The sequence below is a fragment of the Lutispora sp. QWL-02 genome, from assembly GCF_058315355.1.
The window spans coordinates 3,534,228-3,550,670 of sequence record NZ_CM177762.1 but is presented as its reverse complement, the minus strand read 5'-3'; the positions used below and the strand labels follow the sequence as shown (position 1 = coordinate 3,550,670).

The 16,443-nt window shown below is 34.2% G+C and carries 19 protein-coding genes and 1 pseudogene; 18 read left to right on the top strand and 2 right to left on the bottom strand.

Translation table 11 applies throughout. The features are described 5' to 3' along the window. Window positions 1–342 precede the first annotated feature (342 nt). The gene (locus AC4HCY_RS16815; RefSeq protein WP_323433705.1) at window positions 343–999 is read left to right on the top strand and encodes a class I SAM-dependent methyltransferase; all 657 of its coding nucleotides are present in this window, start codon (window positions 343–345) and stop codon (window positions 997–999) included. A 192-nt stretch (window positions 1,000–1,191) separates the two neighbouring features. Here AC4HCY_RS16815 and AC4HCY_RS16810 read toward each other — a convergent pair. Further along, a pseudogene (locus tag AC4HCY_RS16810) lies at window positions 1,192–1,463 on the bottom strand (transposase zinc-binding domain-containing protein); the annotation flags it as partial. Between the two features lie 569 nt (window positions 1,464–2,032). Between AC4HCY_RS16810 and AC4HCY_RS16805 the strand changes: the two are divergent. The 3 genes from AC4HCY_RS16805 to AC4HCY_RS16795 all read left to right on the top strand — a co-directional run bounded on the left by AC4HCY_RS16805 (window position 2,033) and on the right by AC4HCY_RS16795 (window position 4,506). Beyond that, the gene (locus AC4HCY_RS16805; RefSeq protein ID WP_323433707.1) at window positions 2,033–2,287 is read left to right on the top strand and encodes a GNAT family N-acetyltransferase; all 255 of its coding nucleotides are present in this window, start codon (window positions 2,033–2,035) and stop codon (window positions 2,285–2,287) included. Window positions 2,288–2,308: 21 nt separating this feature from the next. Further along, window positions 2,309–3,016 (top strand): SH3 domain-containing protein, encoded by a 708-nt coding sequence (locus tag AC4HCY_RS16800; RefSeq protein ID WP_323433708.1) that lies wholly within the window; start codon window positions 2,309–2,311, stop codon window positions 3,014–3,016. Between the two features lie 101 nt (window positions 3,017–3,117). Continuing rightward, on the top strand, window positions 3,118–4,506 hold the full coding sequence (locus AC4HCY_RS16795; protein WP_491094687.1) for a M1 family aminopeptidase: 1,389 nt from the start codon (window positions 3,118–3,120) through the stop codon (window positions 4,504–4,506). Window positions 4,507–4,698: 192 nt separating this feature from the next. On the opposite strand, the gene AC4HCY_RS16790 is transcribed toward AC4HCY_RS16795, so the two are convergent. After that, on the bottom strand, window positions 4,699–4,881 hold the full coding sequence (locus AC4HCY_RS16790) for a type II toxin-antitoxin system RelE/ParE family toxin (protein ID WP_491096143.1): 183 nt from the start codon (window positions 4,879–4,881) through the stop codon (window positions 4,699–4,701). A gap of 193 nt (window positions 4,882–5,074) precedes the next feature. Between AC4HCY_RS16790 and AC4HCY_RS16785 the strand changes: the two genes are divergently transcribed. The 14 genes from AC4HCY_RS16785 (at window position 5,075) to AC4HCY_RS16720 (ending at window position 16,232) form a co-directional block, all read left to right on the top strand. Then, the gene (locus tag AC4HCY_RS16785; RefSeq protein WP_491094686.1) at window positions 5,075–5,524 is read left to right on the top strand and encodes a DUF3795 domain-containing protein; all 450 of its coding nucleotides are present in this window, start codon (window positions 5,075–5,077) and stop codon (window positions 5,522–5,524) included. A gap of 133 nt (window positions 5,525–5,657) precedes the next feature. Further along, window positions 5,658–6,092, top strand: a complete 435-nt coding sequence (locus AC4HCY_RS16780) for a hypothetical protein (protein WP_323433711.1) — start codon at window positions 5,658–5,660, stop codon at window positions 6,090–6,092. Window positions 6,093–6,286: 194 nt separating this feature from the next. Continuing rightward, the gene (locus AC4HCY_RS16775) at window positions 6,287–7,189 is read left to right on the top strand and encodes a class I SAM-dependent methyltransferase (protein ID WP_491094685.1); all 903 of its coding nucleotides are present in this window, start codon (window positions 6,287–6,289) and stop codon (window positions 7,187–7,189) included. 169 nt (window positions 7,190–7,358) lie between these two features. Then, a complete protein-coding gene (locus AC4HCY_RS16770; RefSeq protein WP_491094684.1) occupies window positions 7,359–8,015 on the top strand; it encodes a zinc dependent phospholipase C family protein in 657 nt (218 codons plus the stop codon). A 172-nt stretch (window positions 8,016–8,187) separates the two neighbouring features. After that, entirely contained in the window at window positions 8,188–8,556 is a 369-nt protein-coding gene (locus AC4HCY_RS16765; RefSeq protein ID WP_491094683.1) for an MmcQ/YjbR family DNA-binding protein, read from the top strand. A gap of 33 nt (window positions 8,557–8,589) precedes the next feature. Beyond that, on the top strand, window positions 8,590–9,486 hold the full coding sequence (locus tag AC4HCY_RS16760) for an alpha/beta fold hydrolase (protein ID WP_491094682.1): 897 nt from the start codon (window positions 8,590–8,592) through the stop codon (window positions 9,484–9,486). A 12-nt stretch (window positions 9,487–9,498) separates the two neighbouring features. Continuing rightward, window positions 9,499–10,047, top strand: coding sequence for a hypothetical protein (locus tag AC4HCY_RS16755; protein ID WP_491094681.1), 549 nt, complete (start codon window positions 9,499–9,501; stop codon window positions 10,045–10,047). A gap of 61 nt (window positions 10,048–10,108) precedes the next feature. Then, the gene (locus tag AC4HCY_RS16750; protein ID WP_323433717.1) at window positions 10,109–10,648 is read left to right on the top strand and encodes a GNAT family N-acetyltransferase; all 540 of its coding nucleotides are present in this window, start codon (window positions 10,109–10,111) and stop codon (window positions 10,646–10,648) included. 167 nt (window positions 10,649–10,815) lie between these two features. Then, the gene (locus AC4HCY_RS16745; RefSeq protein ID WP_491094680.1) at window positions 10,816–11,187 is read left to right on the top strand and encodes an NUDIX domain-containing protein; all 372 of its coding nucleotides are present in this window, start codon (window positions 10,816–10,818) and stop codon (window positions 11,185–11,187) included. Window positions 11,188–11,364: 177 nt separating this feature from the next. Next, window positions 11,365–12,108, top strand: coding sequence for a class I SAM-dependent methyltransferase (locus AC4HCY_RS16740; RefSeq protein ID WP_491094679.1), 744 nt, complete (start codon window positions 11,365–11,367; stop codon window positions 12,106–12,108). A 152-nt stretch (window positions 12,109–12,260) separates the two neighbouring features. Beyond that, window positions 12,261–12,815, top strand: a complete 555-nt coding sequence (locus tag AC4HCY_RS16735) for a GNAT family N-acetyltransferase (protein WP_323433719.1) — start codon at window positions 12,261–12,263, stop codon at window positions 12,813–12,815. A gap of 322 nt (window positions 12,816–13,137) precedes the next feature. Beyond that, window positions 13,138–13,893 (top strand): class I SAM-dependent methyltransferase, encoded by a 756-nt coding sequence (locus tag AC4HCY_RS16730; RefSeq protein ID WP_491094678.1) that lies wholly within the window; start codon window positions 13,138–13,140, stop codon window positions 13,891–13,893. Between the two features lie 315 nt (window positions 13,894–14,208). Next, the gene (locus AC4HCY_RS16725) at window positions 14,209–15,285 is read left to right on the top strand and encodes a hypothetical protein (RefSeq protein ID WP_491094677.1); all 1,077 of its coding nucleotides are present in this window, start codon (window positions 14,209–14,211) and stop codon (window positions 15,283–15,285) included. Between the two features lie 107 nt (window positions 15,286–15,392). After that, entirely contained in the window at window positions 15,393–16,232 is an 840-nt protein-coding gene (locus AC4HCY_RS16720) for a 5'-3' exonuclease (RefSeq protein ID WP_323433722.1), read from the top strand. Window positions 16,233–16,443 lie beyond the last annotated feature (211 nt).

Sequence of the window (16,443 nt, the reverse complement as noted above, 5' to 3'; positions counted from 1 at the left end):
CTTGTTAGTGACACGGGTAATTCCTAAATAGGAAACCCAACCAGCTAAAACGCAGAACTCTCACTGATGGAATGATACGCTATTTAACGAGTATATGTAATTACTTACGACTCAGGAGGGAAACATCTATCTTCTCTATTCAGGAGATATTATACCATTGCGGATTAACTGGTTAACAGCTTCCGATAAACAAAATTGATAAAAACCAAATTAAGAAATGGGAAATTAAGAATTAGATTATGAGTTGTGAACATTAGATAATATATTTATTGAAATATTCGTAAATGGTTGACTGATTTATTATCAATGTTTATGACTACATTATACAAGGAGGGACTTTATTTGAAGGAAGATATTATTAATAGTTTTAATAGAATAGCATTATTAGATGACAAATGGGACCATAATCAACATTATGAAAAATTACTTATTAGCGAAATCAGTAATTCAGACGGAAATGCTTTAGACATTGGATGTGGAACGGGTGAGTTTACCCAAAAGTTATCCAAAAAGGTTAAATCAGTATATGGCATTGATTTATCTCCTGTAATGGTTGAGGAAGCTATGAAACGGCATAGTGAAGAGAATATTCAGTATAGCATTCAAGATTTTGATGAGCTTAACGAAGAAATGAAATATGATTTTATTGTAAGCATTGCAACATTTCATCATTTGAATCTAGAAACGGCATTACCTAAAATAGAAAGACTATTAAAAAGAAATGGTAAATTAATAGTCTTAGATTTGTATGAAAGGAAAGGCTTTATTGATAGATTTTTAGATTGTATTGCTGTGCCAATTAATCATGTATTAAAAGCATTAAAGAATGTTAGAAGTGTTGATACTGAAGAAGCAGCAGCTTGGAAGGAGCATAGTCATTTAGATGAGTATATGACATATAAAGAACTATCAAATGTATATCACAAATTTTTATCACGAGATGTAAAAATCAAAAGATTATTATTTTGGAGATATGTCTTAGTATATAAGAAAAGATAATCATTAAGATTATTAATAATAAGGATGATTGGAAAGTTCCCATGTATAACATCATATAACACACAGCAGTGTTTCCGCAGTCCGTGAAAAAAACACCAAAATGGTTTCAACCAAACTGGTGTATAAATGTGAACTTATCAATTGTCGGTTATAGGATTGCGGAAAAACCTTGTTGAACTGAGCCGCGGTCGATAGCCACTGCTCCCGGGCAAGCCTTTGGCATTTTGGGCAGTGACGATTTCTGCAGGAATTGTAGCTGATGCGGATATGACCACATTCATCACAGCAATCTGTATGAGCACCCAACCGGGAAGTTCTCAAAAAGAAATAGCGGAGGCGACCTTCAAATGCTGCAGAGGAAGCTTATGAGTCTGAAGATAGGCAGGAGCAAACTGTTGGAATATATCCTGCACCTCAATACCTGCTTTGTTACGAGCATCATAGAAAACCTGCTTTTCTCCCATACGTGTCGGATGTTTTTCAAAGTGTTCCTCAAACCTTTTTACATGCTTTTAAATATTCACTCTTATTTTAAAGGATGTAGTACTGGAAAAGATAATAAATATATGGGATAATTAGGAATATCGGAACAAGAGCCACCGCGCTAGCGGTTTAGTTCAACAAAATATTTGCGCAAGGGTGCACTCGGGCGCAATGTGCACCACATCCCTTCATCGGATGCGAGCACCGCCAAGGGGATCTATCTCTGGGATCCGGTTCAGGGACGCCGCAAATACGAGACGTTAGGCAAAAGATAATGCATATTTTCCGGCCATCCGTGGCCGGGTCCAATTGGGGGTAAAAGTACAATGATTATATGAAAGAATGTTATTATTAGGCAATTAGATGTCGGAGATGAAGAATATTTGCATAAGTGGTGGAATGACGGGAAAATGATGGAACGCGCAATATTTCCGTTTGGAGCAAATTGCAGACAATTTTCCGGTTGAAAGAATTGCTGCAGATCTTGTATTCAGAAAAGTAGTGTTTACAAGGGTGTCTGAAGATTTAGTTGTGCTAACTAAAAGTGATTATGAAAAGCTTCACAAATAAATATCTAATAAATAAGAGTGTAATCTTCCATAAAAAATTCTGGGGTAAGGGATATGCTATTGAAGGAGCAAAAGCATGTGTGAACTATGCATTTTCAAAATTAAACACTTATAAAGTTATTGCACAAATTAGACCTAACAACTTTCAATCTCGAAAAGTGGCAGAAAGACTTGGAATGAAAATTGAGGGTGAATACATCAAGCATTATAGAGGTGGTGATGTGCCTCATTCTTGACTATACTGGGAGTTGGTAATTGTGAAAATAAAGGTATTATCTTTGTTGGTTCTAATCCTGTGTTTATTTGGTTGTAATTATATACAAAGTTCAATTGATATAGATGATAATTCGGTTGTGTTAAAAGAAAATTCAAAAATATTTATTTATCCTAGCCCTCAACCGGAAAGTCTTAACTTGGAAGAGATTGATGGTGGAGCAAAAGTACAAATAATTGAGGAAAAGGATGAATGGGTATATGTAAAATATTCCGGAGGAGAAGGCTGGGTACCAAAGTGGTATGTTTTATCCGATGAATCAAAACAAATAAAAGATATTAATTCTGAGACGCGTGTTCTTAATCAGGACATTTGGGGTAGTTTGTACCCAAATGGAACAAAAATAGTTAATCTTAAGAAAGGAAAGCTGCTTACCCCAATCAAGGAATGGAATGGTTGGTACGAAGTTAAAATTATAGTATATGATATTCCTGAAGTTCATATTGCATGGGTTCCTCAAAATGCATTATCCCCAGTCAATGAAATACAACCAATTGAAGGCTATCTACTATCAGGAACAGAGGTTCATGAAATTAGTGAGTTTGAAGATATCTCGCTAACAAATTCAAAGAACATTACATATGAAATGAATGTGTTTATTATATCAGAAAAAGACGATTATGTTTTGGTCGGAGCTAATGGTGGGTGGTCAGCTTGGACAAAGAAAAATACTTTGATTTATATAAAGTGAAAAGAAAATGATTTGGAGTCAGAATATTGGATCTGTGAGGGGGCAGCTAGGTAACTGTATGTACTACCTTAACTACGACATATGTTTAAGGAGGAATTTGTATGAAAGGTGAAGTTAAGTTACCAAGGATTATTTGTTATTTGTTGGATTTTTACGTTGAGCCTAAAGATCAATGCTTTAGCTCTAGGGGAATGTTAACTATAAAAAGCGATTTAGATATTGAAAAAAAGAATATTCCTTTGTTGCTTTATTATGATTTAGATGTTAAAGAAATAAGATACGAAAATAACGTTGGTATTAAATTTACACAAGAAATAGTTTCTTTTCCAGAGTATGATGAATTTAAGGTCAATTATATTAGTGTTCATCTAGATAAGCCCCTTATGAAAAATGAAGAGTTAAAATTATATATTGAGTATGAAGGCAAATTAAATGGATATACAAGTGTAATGCAATATGTTAAAGATAGAATTGATAAAGAGTTTTCAATAATTCGAAATGATTGCATAGCATATCCAATTATTGCATATTCAAATGACAGATCATGGATGGAAAGTTTTTTTAATTCCATTAGATATAGAATAAGTGTGAACGTTCCCAAAGAATATACGGTTGGCTGTAGCGGAATTCTTAAGAATATCAATAATGATAACGATAGAAGAATCTTTACCTTTGAAAAAAGTGAACCGACTAAATCAGTTCATAGATTTGATATATGTATTTCAGAGTATTGCTTGATAGAAGAAAAAGATATGAATTTAAGTATTTATGCTTTTCCAAAGCATAAGGAGATTGCCGAGACTTTAGTTAAATATGAGGTAAAGAGAGTCTATGATTATTACAATAGAGTATTCGGTCCTTATGAAGGCAATGGCTATTTTACAATCATTGAAATTAGGGAAGGGTATGGCTCACAAGCAGGGGACAACTATATTCTTATGGAAGAGCATGCATTTGATAATGGTAGCACTGATTATACCCATTTATATCATGAAATAGGACATATTTGGAATCCTAATGTTAAGTTGTACTATGAGCAAAGAAGCAGGTTTTTCGATGAAGCTTTTGCTAGCTATTTTGAAGTATTAGCAATCAAGGAGTTTTTTGGTGAAGAAGAAGCTAAAGAAAAGATGGAAGGGTATAGGCAACAATTTGTTAAAAGCGTAAATCAGAGTAGTAAAAATTTTAGTGTACCAATTAGCGAATATGGAAGAAATGAAATGGGATATAACAGCTATACTAAAGGTCCCTGGGTTTTATATGTTTTACATGAAATAGTAGGGGATAATAAGTTTTTTGAAATAATTAAAACCTTTCTAAAAGAGAATAGAAAAAAGGAAGTAACGTTTAAGGATTTTGAAAAAATCTGTGAAAAGGTCTCTAGATTAAATTTAAAAAAGTTTTTTAGTAAGTGGCTATATGGAATAGAATCATCTAGTTATTTATGTGAAAATTTCAGTGTATCTGTTATGGCAGATAAAAGTATATAGTTGGCTAGAACATTGTATAACAGAATATTTGCTCAGGGGTGCACTAGGGCATGCTTTTGGGTATTGTGCACCACATCCCTTAACCGGGTGGGAACATCACACCAAGGGGTATTACTTATATGTCCGGTTCAGCAACATTGGAGAGATACCAGATGTTAGAGAACAGTCCTCTTTAGGGTATCCCATTAAGTTTTAAAGGAAAGACTTATAGTTTTGTTTGCCTGACACAACTCTCATTATTTCGATTGTTTGCATCAAGCTCGTTACAAGATAAAATACTATGTACGAATCAATTACTAGCATTCTATAACCTTTTGATCTTAGAAAAAAGTCTTTGGGAACAACACCTTTATATGGGAATGGTGATAAGGTAATATGAAGGAATTGCCTTTTGACGATGAGTCTATAAGCTTTGTCTATTCATATAATTCCATATTTCATATGAGTAAAGATGAAATTAGAATTATTCACTGAGTAAATATTGGGAGTCGACGTTCGTCATCCGGACGGGCTAGTAATAATTTTTATTAAAAATATTACCACCCCAAAATGTTAGGAGGTCTTTTTAGTGAATTATAAATTGTTAGGAGTATGTGGTTTGTATTGTGGGGCGTGTAATCATTATCAGGCTTCTCTTCCCCAAAATGCGCATTTATTACAAGAATTGCTTCAAAAAGATAAAACAGTCGAAGAACCCACTTGTCAGGGATGCCGCTCCGATAGGTTATACTCCCATTGTTCCGAATGTAAAATAAGAGAATGCACTGAAGATAAAGGAGCTGATCATTGTGGTGATTGTACTGAAGCTCCTTGTGAAATGTTGAGGAACTTTCAATCAGATGGGCGGGCTCATCATTTGGATGTTATGCACAATCTTGCTGAATTAAAGGAACAAGGTTGCGAGGAGTGGCTTAAGAAACAAGAATTAAAATGGAAATGTCAATGTGGAGCAAGCCACAGTTGGTATGAGGCAGAATGCCATCTTTGCGGTTCATCATTTGATTTTTATTACAAATAGAATAGAAATGAATCTGGGGAATTCCGGTGATCCGGCCCAAATCGTGGGCGTTATATGCCATTCAGCGTTTGAACTCGCGCCCTAGATGAGTTTGGAGTATTCAAACATATTAGTGTAAAAGGGATGTGAATATATGAGTAAGAAAATAATAATTTCCATGATAATAATTATCTGTAGCTTTTTCTTTTCATCCTGTGCGCAGAAATCAAGAATTAATCCCAAAGGCTTGAATATCGATACTATTAAACTAAGTTATGATAGCAATAGCAAAGATATAACAGATAAATCGAAGGTTAATTCTTTAATAAAGATACTGGATGACATTAAATATCGTCAACTGGCAGTTGAAGAGGAAGAACGTCTTGTTAAGGAAGGAATACACAACTATAGCGTAACAATTCTTTCCGATAAGGAAATAGTAGGTGTGGCTATGGTAATCAATGAGGATACATTAGTAGTATTTGATGGGGAGAGTATGCTAAGCAATAATCGAACCAGATCTTATATAAATGAGGTTTCTGAAAGCGATAAAGTTGATGAAGTAATTTCCCAGTTAAAAAATTTTTAATTGTTAGCACCCATATTAAAAGCTAAAATCAGGGTCGCTAAATGGCATATAACACGTATATTCCTGAGAGGGTGAGTAAGGAGTGTAAACAACTGGGCTATTTCATGGAAAGCGATCAATCCTTATTTATTTAAACAGCAATCACACGTTATTTTGGAATGGTTTAAGAAGACAGCCATTAGAGGAGGTAGTTTATGGCAAATGATATTTGGTCAACAAAGATACAAGGCATTCTAAATCTTGATTTGAGTAGGGAGATGAGATTCAGAGATGATAGAAAAGATCTATTTTTAAGCCTGCTTGGGCTTGCAAAAGGAATGACGATACTTGACATTGGCTGCGGTCCTGGTGCAATTACAAGAAAACTATCAACATGGTTAGGAGAAAAATCTAAGATAATAGGTATAGACAGAGATACAGAGTTTATTAAATATGCCAGAGAAAAAGCTATCAGAATGAATTTACATAATATAAGCTATTTTGAAGGAGATGCATTAAAGCTTCCTTTGGAGGATAATTCGGTAAATGCTTGCATCTCACATACTGTAATAGAACATGTACCAAACAAAGAATTTTTATTAGAGCAAAAGCGGGTATGCAAGCCAAAGGGAAGAGTCTCTGTAATGTATGTAAGACCAGATAAATACATAAGTACTGAACCTGATTCATTGCCTGCGCGGAGTGAGCGTGAAGAAGAACTTTTAGACAAGCTATCTGAAGAAAGTGATGAAGTTGATAAGGAATATAACATTGGAAAGTATTGGCCTGATCCTGTAGGATTACCTAAATTATTTGGAGAACTTGGCTTTAATAATATCCAAATTGATGCAATTGCGATTCCTATAGTTATTGATGACTCAAGAAATAGCATTGCTGAGAAAGTGGCAATAGTTGAGTCAGAAAAGGAACAGCTATTTGAAAGCATTGACATGGCGGCTTGTCTAAAAAAGAATAGATTATCAGATAATGAATTAACCGAGTTAAAGAAACTAATAAGCGAAAGAACCAATCAAAGATTAAAGTTTATAGAGGAAGGGAAGAACATCTGGGATTATACCATTCTATTATTGCAAGTGGTGTCAGGAATGGTTGACTAGGGGAAAATATGCCGCCTGACAGTGTATTTGCACAAGTATGTAACTGGCAAGTAATTTTGGAGAAAAAACGGCAAACAGATCATTATATGTAATAGACTGTAAGATGCAGCCTATCAGTTGGCGGCTTATTAAATATTACTTAGATTGGGGAAGATGGAGGATAGAAAAAATGCCTTTTGCAATGACTCATTTATATATTGCATACAACATATTAAGCAATACACCACAAATAAAGAAGCCTTGTGACTTTATGATTGGGGCTCTTGCACCTGATTCGGTACATTTTAGGGATAATTATAATAGCAGCATGAAAAAGAAAAGTCATTTATGTGTTGGAGATGAAAAATGGGGCAGGTTCACAAATAATCAAGAATGGCTAGAAAATGTGCTTGCTTTTTTACAGAAAAATAAGCATATGGAAGAGGCTGATTTTATTTATGGATACTGTTCTCATATACTTGCCGATATACAGAACAACATAAAAATCTGGACGCCATTCCTATTAAAAAATAGAGAAGCCTTAGAAAAAGGCATTGGGAGTATTTATCATGAAGAGTCATGTGCTATGGATTATGCACTATACCTACTGAATCCCCGGCAAAAAGAAATGTGGGAAGTTCTTGAGGACTCGGTTGGATATGATATTCCAAATGTTGTAGTGGCTGATGAAATAAATAAAATGAAGCAGTCTGTTTTACATAGTCAATTTTTGGACAAGGAATATGTAGACATATCTTTAAATAAATATGTTACATTTTCCAGTATACAAGAATTTATTACCATAGAATCTCAGCATATTAAAAATCTTTTATACCAAGACGATTAAATATATATTCTTCATATTATGTTGGAACGTCACAGATATCATTGCGCTATTTAGTGGAAACAAGCAATTTATTTTTAACTATGATAATAAAGAATTATGGGAAGGAGTTTTGGAATATGGTTGCTCAATCAGGATTTTCGATGAACAATTTTGATTTTCCAATTAGAGGATTATGATAAAACTTGAAGAATTAATTCAATATTGTTGCAGTAAAAAAAAGGCATATATTGATTATCCATTTGGTATAGAGCCCATTTGCATAAAAGTAAACGGTAAAATATTTGCTGAAATTTATCCGAAAGAAAGCAATTATAAAATTACATTGAAATCCGAGCCTATATTAGCGGACTTTTTTCGTAATCAGTATCCGGATATTGTTGTAAGAGGCTATCATTGCCCGCCTGTTCAGCAGCCATACCGAAATACTGTGTGGATAAATAAAATCGATGATAATATACTGTATGGAATGATTGACCACTCTTATGAGCAAGTAATAAAAAGCTTTTCTAAAAAGGTGCAAAAAGAGATATTGAACGAGTAGAGTAGTGCGAGCAGATAAAAAGGGGATCATGTAATGGAATATAATTTTCAAATAGGAAATAAGAGAATATTTGTTGAGGTATTGGGTCCAAGCAATGCTCCGGCATTATTATATATCCATGGAGGGCCTGGAGCAGGCTCATATGATTTTAAATTGCACCAAGCAGAAGAGCTTTCAAGGTATTGCAAGGTGATCATGGTAGATCAAAGGGGTGTTTTGCGCTCAGAGCATCTTAAAAAATCAGAAAACTTAAGCCCTCTGAATATCATTAACGATTTTGAAGCAATTCGTGCTCAATTAAATATAAAATCATGGGCGATTTTAGGGCACTCATTTGGAAGCTATTTAGCACTTATCTACATTAATCAATATCCCTCAGTTATAAGTAGAGTCATATTTGAGTGTCCAACTTTTGATATCGGGTTATCGGCGTGCTCATTAATAAAGAGAGCAGCAGATGAATTTTGTGAAATAGGCAACTATGAAAAGGCATATGAGTGTAAGAACGCTGTATTAGTATATAAAGATGCAGAAAGCATGTGGGATAAAATGTATTTGCTTAATGACCTTGGAGGGAGAAGAAACAATATATATGTTTTTCATAAAGAAAAAAACTTCTTTGAGAATATTATAAAGGATTCAGAGCTACCGCAAGAGGCTTGGGAGGGCTCTTACTTACATTCAGAGAAATTGAGTGAAGAAGGGAGCATATTTAAATCTGCCTTGCCCTTATTAAAAGATATTAATTGTCCAGCACTATTGATCAAAGGCAAATATGATCATGTAACAAGTCAAGAGCAAATTAGCGCTTTTAGGAGCCAAGTCCCAAAAGGTAAAATCGTTGAATTTAGTAAGAGCGGTCATTTTCCGAGATTTGAAGAAGCAAAGCTGTTCTCTGAAACAGTTATAGATTTCATATTTGGAAATTAGGAGGACACATACATGAAAAGGGTATCATATAAATATATTCAATGGAGTGCAGTTGTCGTATTTGCTTACCTGCTGTTTTTCCCGATTTCTATTAAAATTGATAAGGTCATTCCTGCCGTTGAAGTTTCTTTAGGGGATTCTTCGTTCTGCAAACCGCTCAATGTAATAATTGATGGCACCTATCATTGGAGATTGATTGGTGATGATACATTTGATGGAAATATAAAATTTGATACCTACCCATTGACCATGAAAGATGGGCTTGCACAAGGCAAAGGACTTCCAACTTTGCGTTTTCAAGAGGGGAGTGATCATCTTGATTATGGTGAATGGATGGATTCGGAATCTTTCGGTAAAATTCACACAAAAGCTTTTTTCAATAAGTTTATTGTACAGATTTATGGTAACAGTGAAGGAAACGGTGTAGACGGAGCAAGAGGCTGGTCCACTATTGACGGCCATTGTATAGTTGCTCCTGCACACAACAAGGAAGAAGCGCTCTCAATATTAAAAAGAATTCAGAATGATGATTTGGCACCATATGAATATTGGATAGAATAAATCTAACTGGATTTTGGATACTGTTCAATAATCATGTATCTAATGTGAGGGGGAGAAGCGTATGTTTAAGTATATGATTGATGAGGATGTAGAATTAAGGTTGCTTGATAATAATCATGCAGAGGTCATGTTCAAATCAATTGATTTATGCAGAGATTATTTAAGAGAATGGTTACCCTGGATAGATGGTACTAAAACAATAGAGGATACAAAAAGCTTCATTGAAATGACAAAGAAACAGTTTGCATCAAATGAAGGATTTCAAGCAGGAATATGGTATAAAGGAGAGTTCGCAGGAGTAATAGGCTACTATGGGCTTAACTGGTATAGTAAATCAGTAAACATTGGATACTGGCTTGATAAAAGATATATGGGAAAAGGTATCATGACAAAAGCATGTAGAGTATTTATCGATCATGCTTTTAATGAATATAAATTAAATAGAGTAGAAATTAGATGCGCCGAGGGAAATTACAAAAGCAGGGCTATACCTGAAAGGCTGGGTTTGTCTAAAGAAGGCATTATAAGAGAGGCTGAGTGGCTCTATAATTATTATGTCAACCATGTTGTTTACGGCATGTTAGCTGCTGAATGGAAATAGTGCCGACGATATTGATTGCATAACTTGGGGCCATAAGAGTCATTGTCCTAAAGGCTTCGCTAGTATGAGCGTTCGTGTTTTAAGGACATGCTTAAGAGCAGAGCAGATATTTCTTGAACAGAATATTTTGGAGAATAACCAAGCCCACCACAATAGGAGTGAGGGCTATGTTGTTGAAAGAAAATACAATTTTATTGGTTAAACATACATATCATGATTCATGGTACTTACCAGGAGGCAGAATGAAAAAAGGAGAGATATTTGAACAAGCAATCAGGAGAGAACTGTATGAGGAATTAGATTGTGAGCTGCATTCTATAAGATTATTTGGGGTTTATAATAGTTTTAATGAGTACAAAAATGACAGCATTGTTATTTTCTACTCAGATGATTTTTCTTTGTCAGGCAAAACAGATGGAGAAATTGAAAGATATGATTTCTTTAAGTTAAACAAATTGCCTGAGGAAGTATCAATGGGCACAAGAAAAAGGATTGAAGAATATACAAAAGGATATACTTCAAATTTTGGACTTTGGTAAAGGTGAATAGATTTTATGATATTAGAAATATGAGTTAGTTATAATTTTGATTATTGCTGCACTGGGTGTTGTCAAGTATAGCCTGGGGGTATTGGTTCGAGAATGTTGCTCATGCAACAAAGCTGGGTGAAATATGTAACTCAATCAATACAATGTGAATGACAGGGGGTAACAAAAATGCAAGTAAATTATAATAATATCTCAAAAAACTATGATGATGTCAGAAATGCGGACTTAGAGCTTATAAATATGTTTTTAGAAATGACTATAATAAATGAAAATACAAAGGTGCTGGACTTTGGTTGCGGCACAGGGAATTATGCAGATAAGTTGCAGAGAATTACGGGAGCGAGAGTTTATGGCGTTGAACCGTCAGAAGGGATGAGAGAAAAAGCAAGACAGAAAAATGCCAGCCTCAGCGTTGTGGAAGGCAATCATGAAAATATACCATTTGAAGAGAAATTCTTTGACTTTATATATATGACAGATGTTATTCATCATGTACCTGATATCAATAGGATGTTTGAAGAAATAAACAGGGTGCTTGTTGATAAAGGTAAATTGTGCATCTGTACTCAATCACACAAGCAAATTGAAAATAGATTTTATGTAAAGTATTTTCCATCAACTGCTATAGTTGATAAAAAACGATATCCGGATGTAGACTTAATTAAAACAGCTGGTGAAAAAAATGGACTTAGGTATTTAAAAAACATAATAATGGGTGAAGGCGACATTATTAATGTTGGTATGGATTTCGTTGAGCTGGTAAGAAATAAAGGCTATTCCATGTTTCATCTTATACCGGAAGAGGAATACGAGAAAGGTCTGTCAAAATTAGAAGAGGATATGGATAGAGGTGGATTAGCTGTTAAGATATCTGGAGACTCTTTAGTATGGTTTATAAAAGAAAAGAAATGAGAATTATGCCTCATTCAACACAAATATTTCCGCAAGAGTCCGTAGGCAAAGGTGCTGGAGTATAACCGTACAGCATCTGCAAGCATAAGAGACATCACTTTAAGGGCTGCTACGTGCCAGGAATATTTATATAACATACAGGAGGATAATGGATGGAAGATGTATATAAAGTATGTCCAATTTATAAAAATGCTCGCATTACATTAAGGCAGACAAATTTAGATGATACAGAAGAATTGTTAAAATGTTACTCTGACAAAAATTCAGTTCCGTTTTTTAATTCTGATAATTGCCATGGAGATGATTTTCATTATACTTCACTTGAAAGAATGAAACAGGCAATCGAATTTTGGGATTTTTCATATAGTAACCGTTATTTTGTGAGATGGACGATTATCTTAAACAGTACGGGTGAAATAATTGGAACTATTGAGATGTTCCATCGAATAGCAGAAGATGAATTCAATCACTATGGTGTTTTAAGAATAGATTTAAAGAGCGAATATGAAAACCAGAAAATTATTGACACTATATTAGAAATAGCAAATGAATCATTTTACCCTCTATTTGATGTAAAATCTATACTTACAAAAGCGTTTCCGGCAGCAAAAGAAAGGCTGACTTCATTAGAGAAAAACGGATATACTCCATTGGACAAGAAGTTTATTATATATGATAATTATTTTGTAAGGACGATAGCGGATTAGAAAGCAATAATAGTAATATGCTGCGACAGAAGGGGTAAGGAAACTCATGATATAGACTTTTTCCGTACATATGGTAGCACAAAAGGATTGCTCTGTGGCTTGAGTGAATAAAATAATAATGCAAACGTGAGTAAAAATTAAAAGAATAAAAGATAAAATAGAGGATTTATATCACTAGAAAAACAGACTATTGGAGGAAAAGTTAAAATAAATTAGACTTCAGAAGAGGCCGCTATCCGAGAGACCTATGATGAAACAGTATTGTAACAGTAGGGTATGGCGAAATAATGATTTGCATATTTTCTAATTAGGGGGGATTTATATGGATAAAAAATATACAGAAATAAACTCTAAAATTTTTGATAAATGGATTGAAGAAGGTTGGGAATGGGGACAGCCTATTAGTCATGAAGTTTTTGAAAAAGCAAAAAATAATGAATGGTTTGTGCTACTAACACCTACTAAACCAGTACCAAAGGAATGGTTTTGCGAAATGAAAAATGCTGAAATACTAGGTCTGGCTTCTGGCGGCGGTCAGCAAATACCTGTATTTTCTGCATTAGGTGCAAAGTGTACTGTATTGGATTATTCAGAAAAACAATTGCTAAGTGAAAAAGAAGTAGCAAGAAGAGAAAATTATGAGGTTAAAACAATTAGAGCAGATATGACAAATCCTTTGCCTTTTAATAATGAATCCTTCGACTTGATTTTTCATCCAGTTTCTAATTGTTATATTGAGGATGTTCTTCCTGTTTGGAAAGAATGCTATAGAGTATTAAAAAAAGGAGGGATTTTATTGGCAGGACTAGATAATGGTATTAATTATCTTTTTGATGATGATGAAACAATGATAACCTATAAACTGCCATTTAATCCCTTGAAAAACAGACAACTATATGAGAGTTCAGTAAAGAATGATTGGGGAATTCAATTTTCACATACCATTGAAGAACAAATCGGTGGGCAATTACAAGCAGGTTTCATACTTACAAATATATATCAAGATACAAACGGTGCTGGTAGGCTTCATGAGTTTAATGTTCCAACCTTTTATGCGACAAGAGCAATTAAAAAGTGAGATTATAAGCATGGTATTATGAGTGCATTTTTATTAATGAAAACAATTTATTCCTTCAAAAAAGTGCAGTAATATCTTTTCCTGATTAAGAGCAGAGTGTGTACCTGTGTCGAGATTTAGTAAGTAGAGTTATGGAGCATTATTGATTCGCAAAAATAAAAATATTATGACATACAGGTGGCATATTTAATGCGTTAATATGGAACATAGATAGCAGGTTTTAGTGGTTGACGATATTGACGTTTGAAAAAGAAGATATTTGAACATCGAGTAGAAACAACAATAAGAACCTGTGAAAAAGGAGGGTGTATGGTGGTGGAGAATATTTACTGGGTACAGGAATGGGCAAAAGTAAGGCAGGATGAGGTTGTTCGATTACCTGACAGCTTTGAGATTCATGATAGCTTTTTAAAGCATATATCAAAGGAAGAGTTTGATTCTGCATTCAAAGAAGTATGGAATATGTTTACCAATATATATAGTAATATTGCTGAATTCCCGGAAACCTACGGAATGCCCTTGCATAAACCCTTGGAGTATAATTATTTTACTAAAGAGGCGAGGGAGTCGAGAAGTGCAGCATATCGTCCTATTAAGCTCCTATATTATCTTTTGATTGCAGGAGATTTGCATAACGGAACTATTGTTGCAGATGTAAATAAATTCAAAGCAATAAATGATGTTAAAAATATTCCTATTATTTTTGAAAGACTGAGTGACTATGGTTTCTATTTTGATGGTTTAAAGAATTATAAAATTGCAAATGAAAGCATCTATATATCATATCCTGATAATGCACAGGTTTTAACTGTACTAAAATTAATGGCGGATAAGGCTCATACAACAAACCGAATCAATGATTTTCTTAGCTGCCATTATAAATTGTTTCAAGATGATATGAATACTGCAAATTATGGATATGGTGCAGATATAATCGCTGACAAAATGCATACAAAGCAGGAAAAAGAATTTGTTTATGCTATGGATGCTGTGCTCAGCAAAATGGGTTACCATGCGGGGCCTAGAGAATCAAACGAAGGACCTGGCTATGCTTACTATACTAAGGAAAGCCAAATAATAAAAAAAGGTCCCTATCATTACTTGATGTCATCCAATAAAACAAAGCTCGTCTTGTATCTTCGCATTAGAAATGCATCTAAATGTTTAGATTATTTAAAAGAGTGCCCGGACTCTGTTAAACAAATTTTTTTATGGGGCGATACCGGATGCTCGAATCGTATAAAAGGCACATGTATACATGGACAAGAGTATGCAATAGATGGAAACATCTACTGGAGATGCGGCTGTTGCAATGCGCCTTTTTATTTTAAACCAATTATAGAAGATATTCCACACTATATAAAATTAGTTGAATTAGGTCTGAAAAAATAGAGTGTATATAGCTGCTGCACATTCCTTCACCAGGCGCAGCTGCATTAAGGTCTGCGAATGTCCGGCAATGCGGGGGACATTGAAGTTTTTATTAAAAGGAGATTATAATGGAACGCTGCTTAATAATAGATGGGCATAACTTATTATTCAGAATGTTTTATGGTATACCTGGAACTATTAAAAATTCAAAAGGAGAAGATATAAAAGCAGTTATTGGCTTTGTAAGTGGACTGATTAAATATATAAATAAATTCTCTCCTAATCATGCAGTTGTAGTTTTTGATAGTGAGACAAGCATCGCAAGCAAATGTGATGCTTATGAAGAATATAAAAGCAATAGAATAAACTATCTAGATGTTCCGGATAATGAAAATCCATTTACTCAACTCCCTTACATATTTAAAGTTTTAGACCAATTAAATATACAATATAAGGAAGCGCAAGAATACGAGGCAGATGATTATATTGCATCTATATGTCATAAGTATAGAGCCCAATATGAAATTATAGTTGTTTCAACAGACCAAGATTTTTATCAATTAGTAAATGATAATATCTTTTTATTCAATCCTTGTAGGAAAGATGGAATAATGTATACAGCTGAAAGAATATATAAGAAATGGGGCGTACTTCCATCCCAGATAGTAGAATATAAGGCTATTGTTGGAGATAAAAGTGATAATATAAATGGAATAAAGGGAATAGGTCCGAAAACCGCACAAAAAATATTGAGTCTAGGGAACATAAATACTGTAATCGAAAAAGATTTGCTGGACGATAAGTTAAGTAATATGCTAAAAGAAAAGCTAGATTTAATTAATAGAAATATTAAGCTGATAACAATGAAAAAGGATATTCCGATTGTTAATGAATCTTTTGCGCTAAGGGATAAAATTAAGTTGAATAAGAAACCTATGGAAATTATAAAAGAAAGTGGAGTTTATTAGATTTAGGAGCCATCGTCCGTGCGGCTTTGGCTCCGCGGGGCAGGGAACTTTATACAACGCTACATCTGAGTAAAGGCACGGTAAAGCAAAGCTAAGATGTAAAACATTATGTGTAGAGGGAGTTAGGATTGTCAGAAAGAATGCTTATTTCTGTTAGGCGGAGCTTCTCCTCAGAAAGCTGCTGAGGGGGCTTTTGTTACTGAATCAAGCG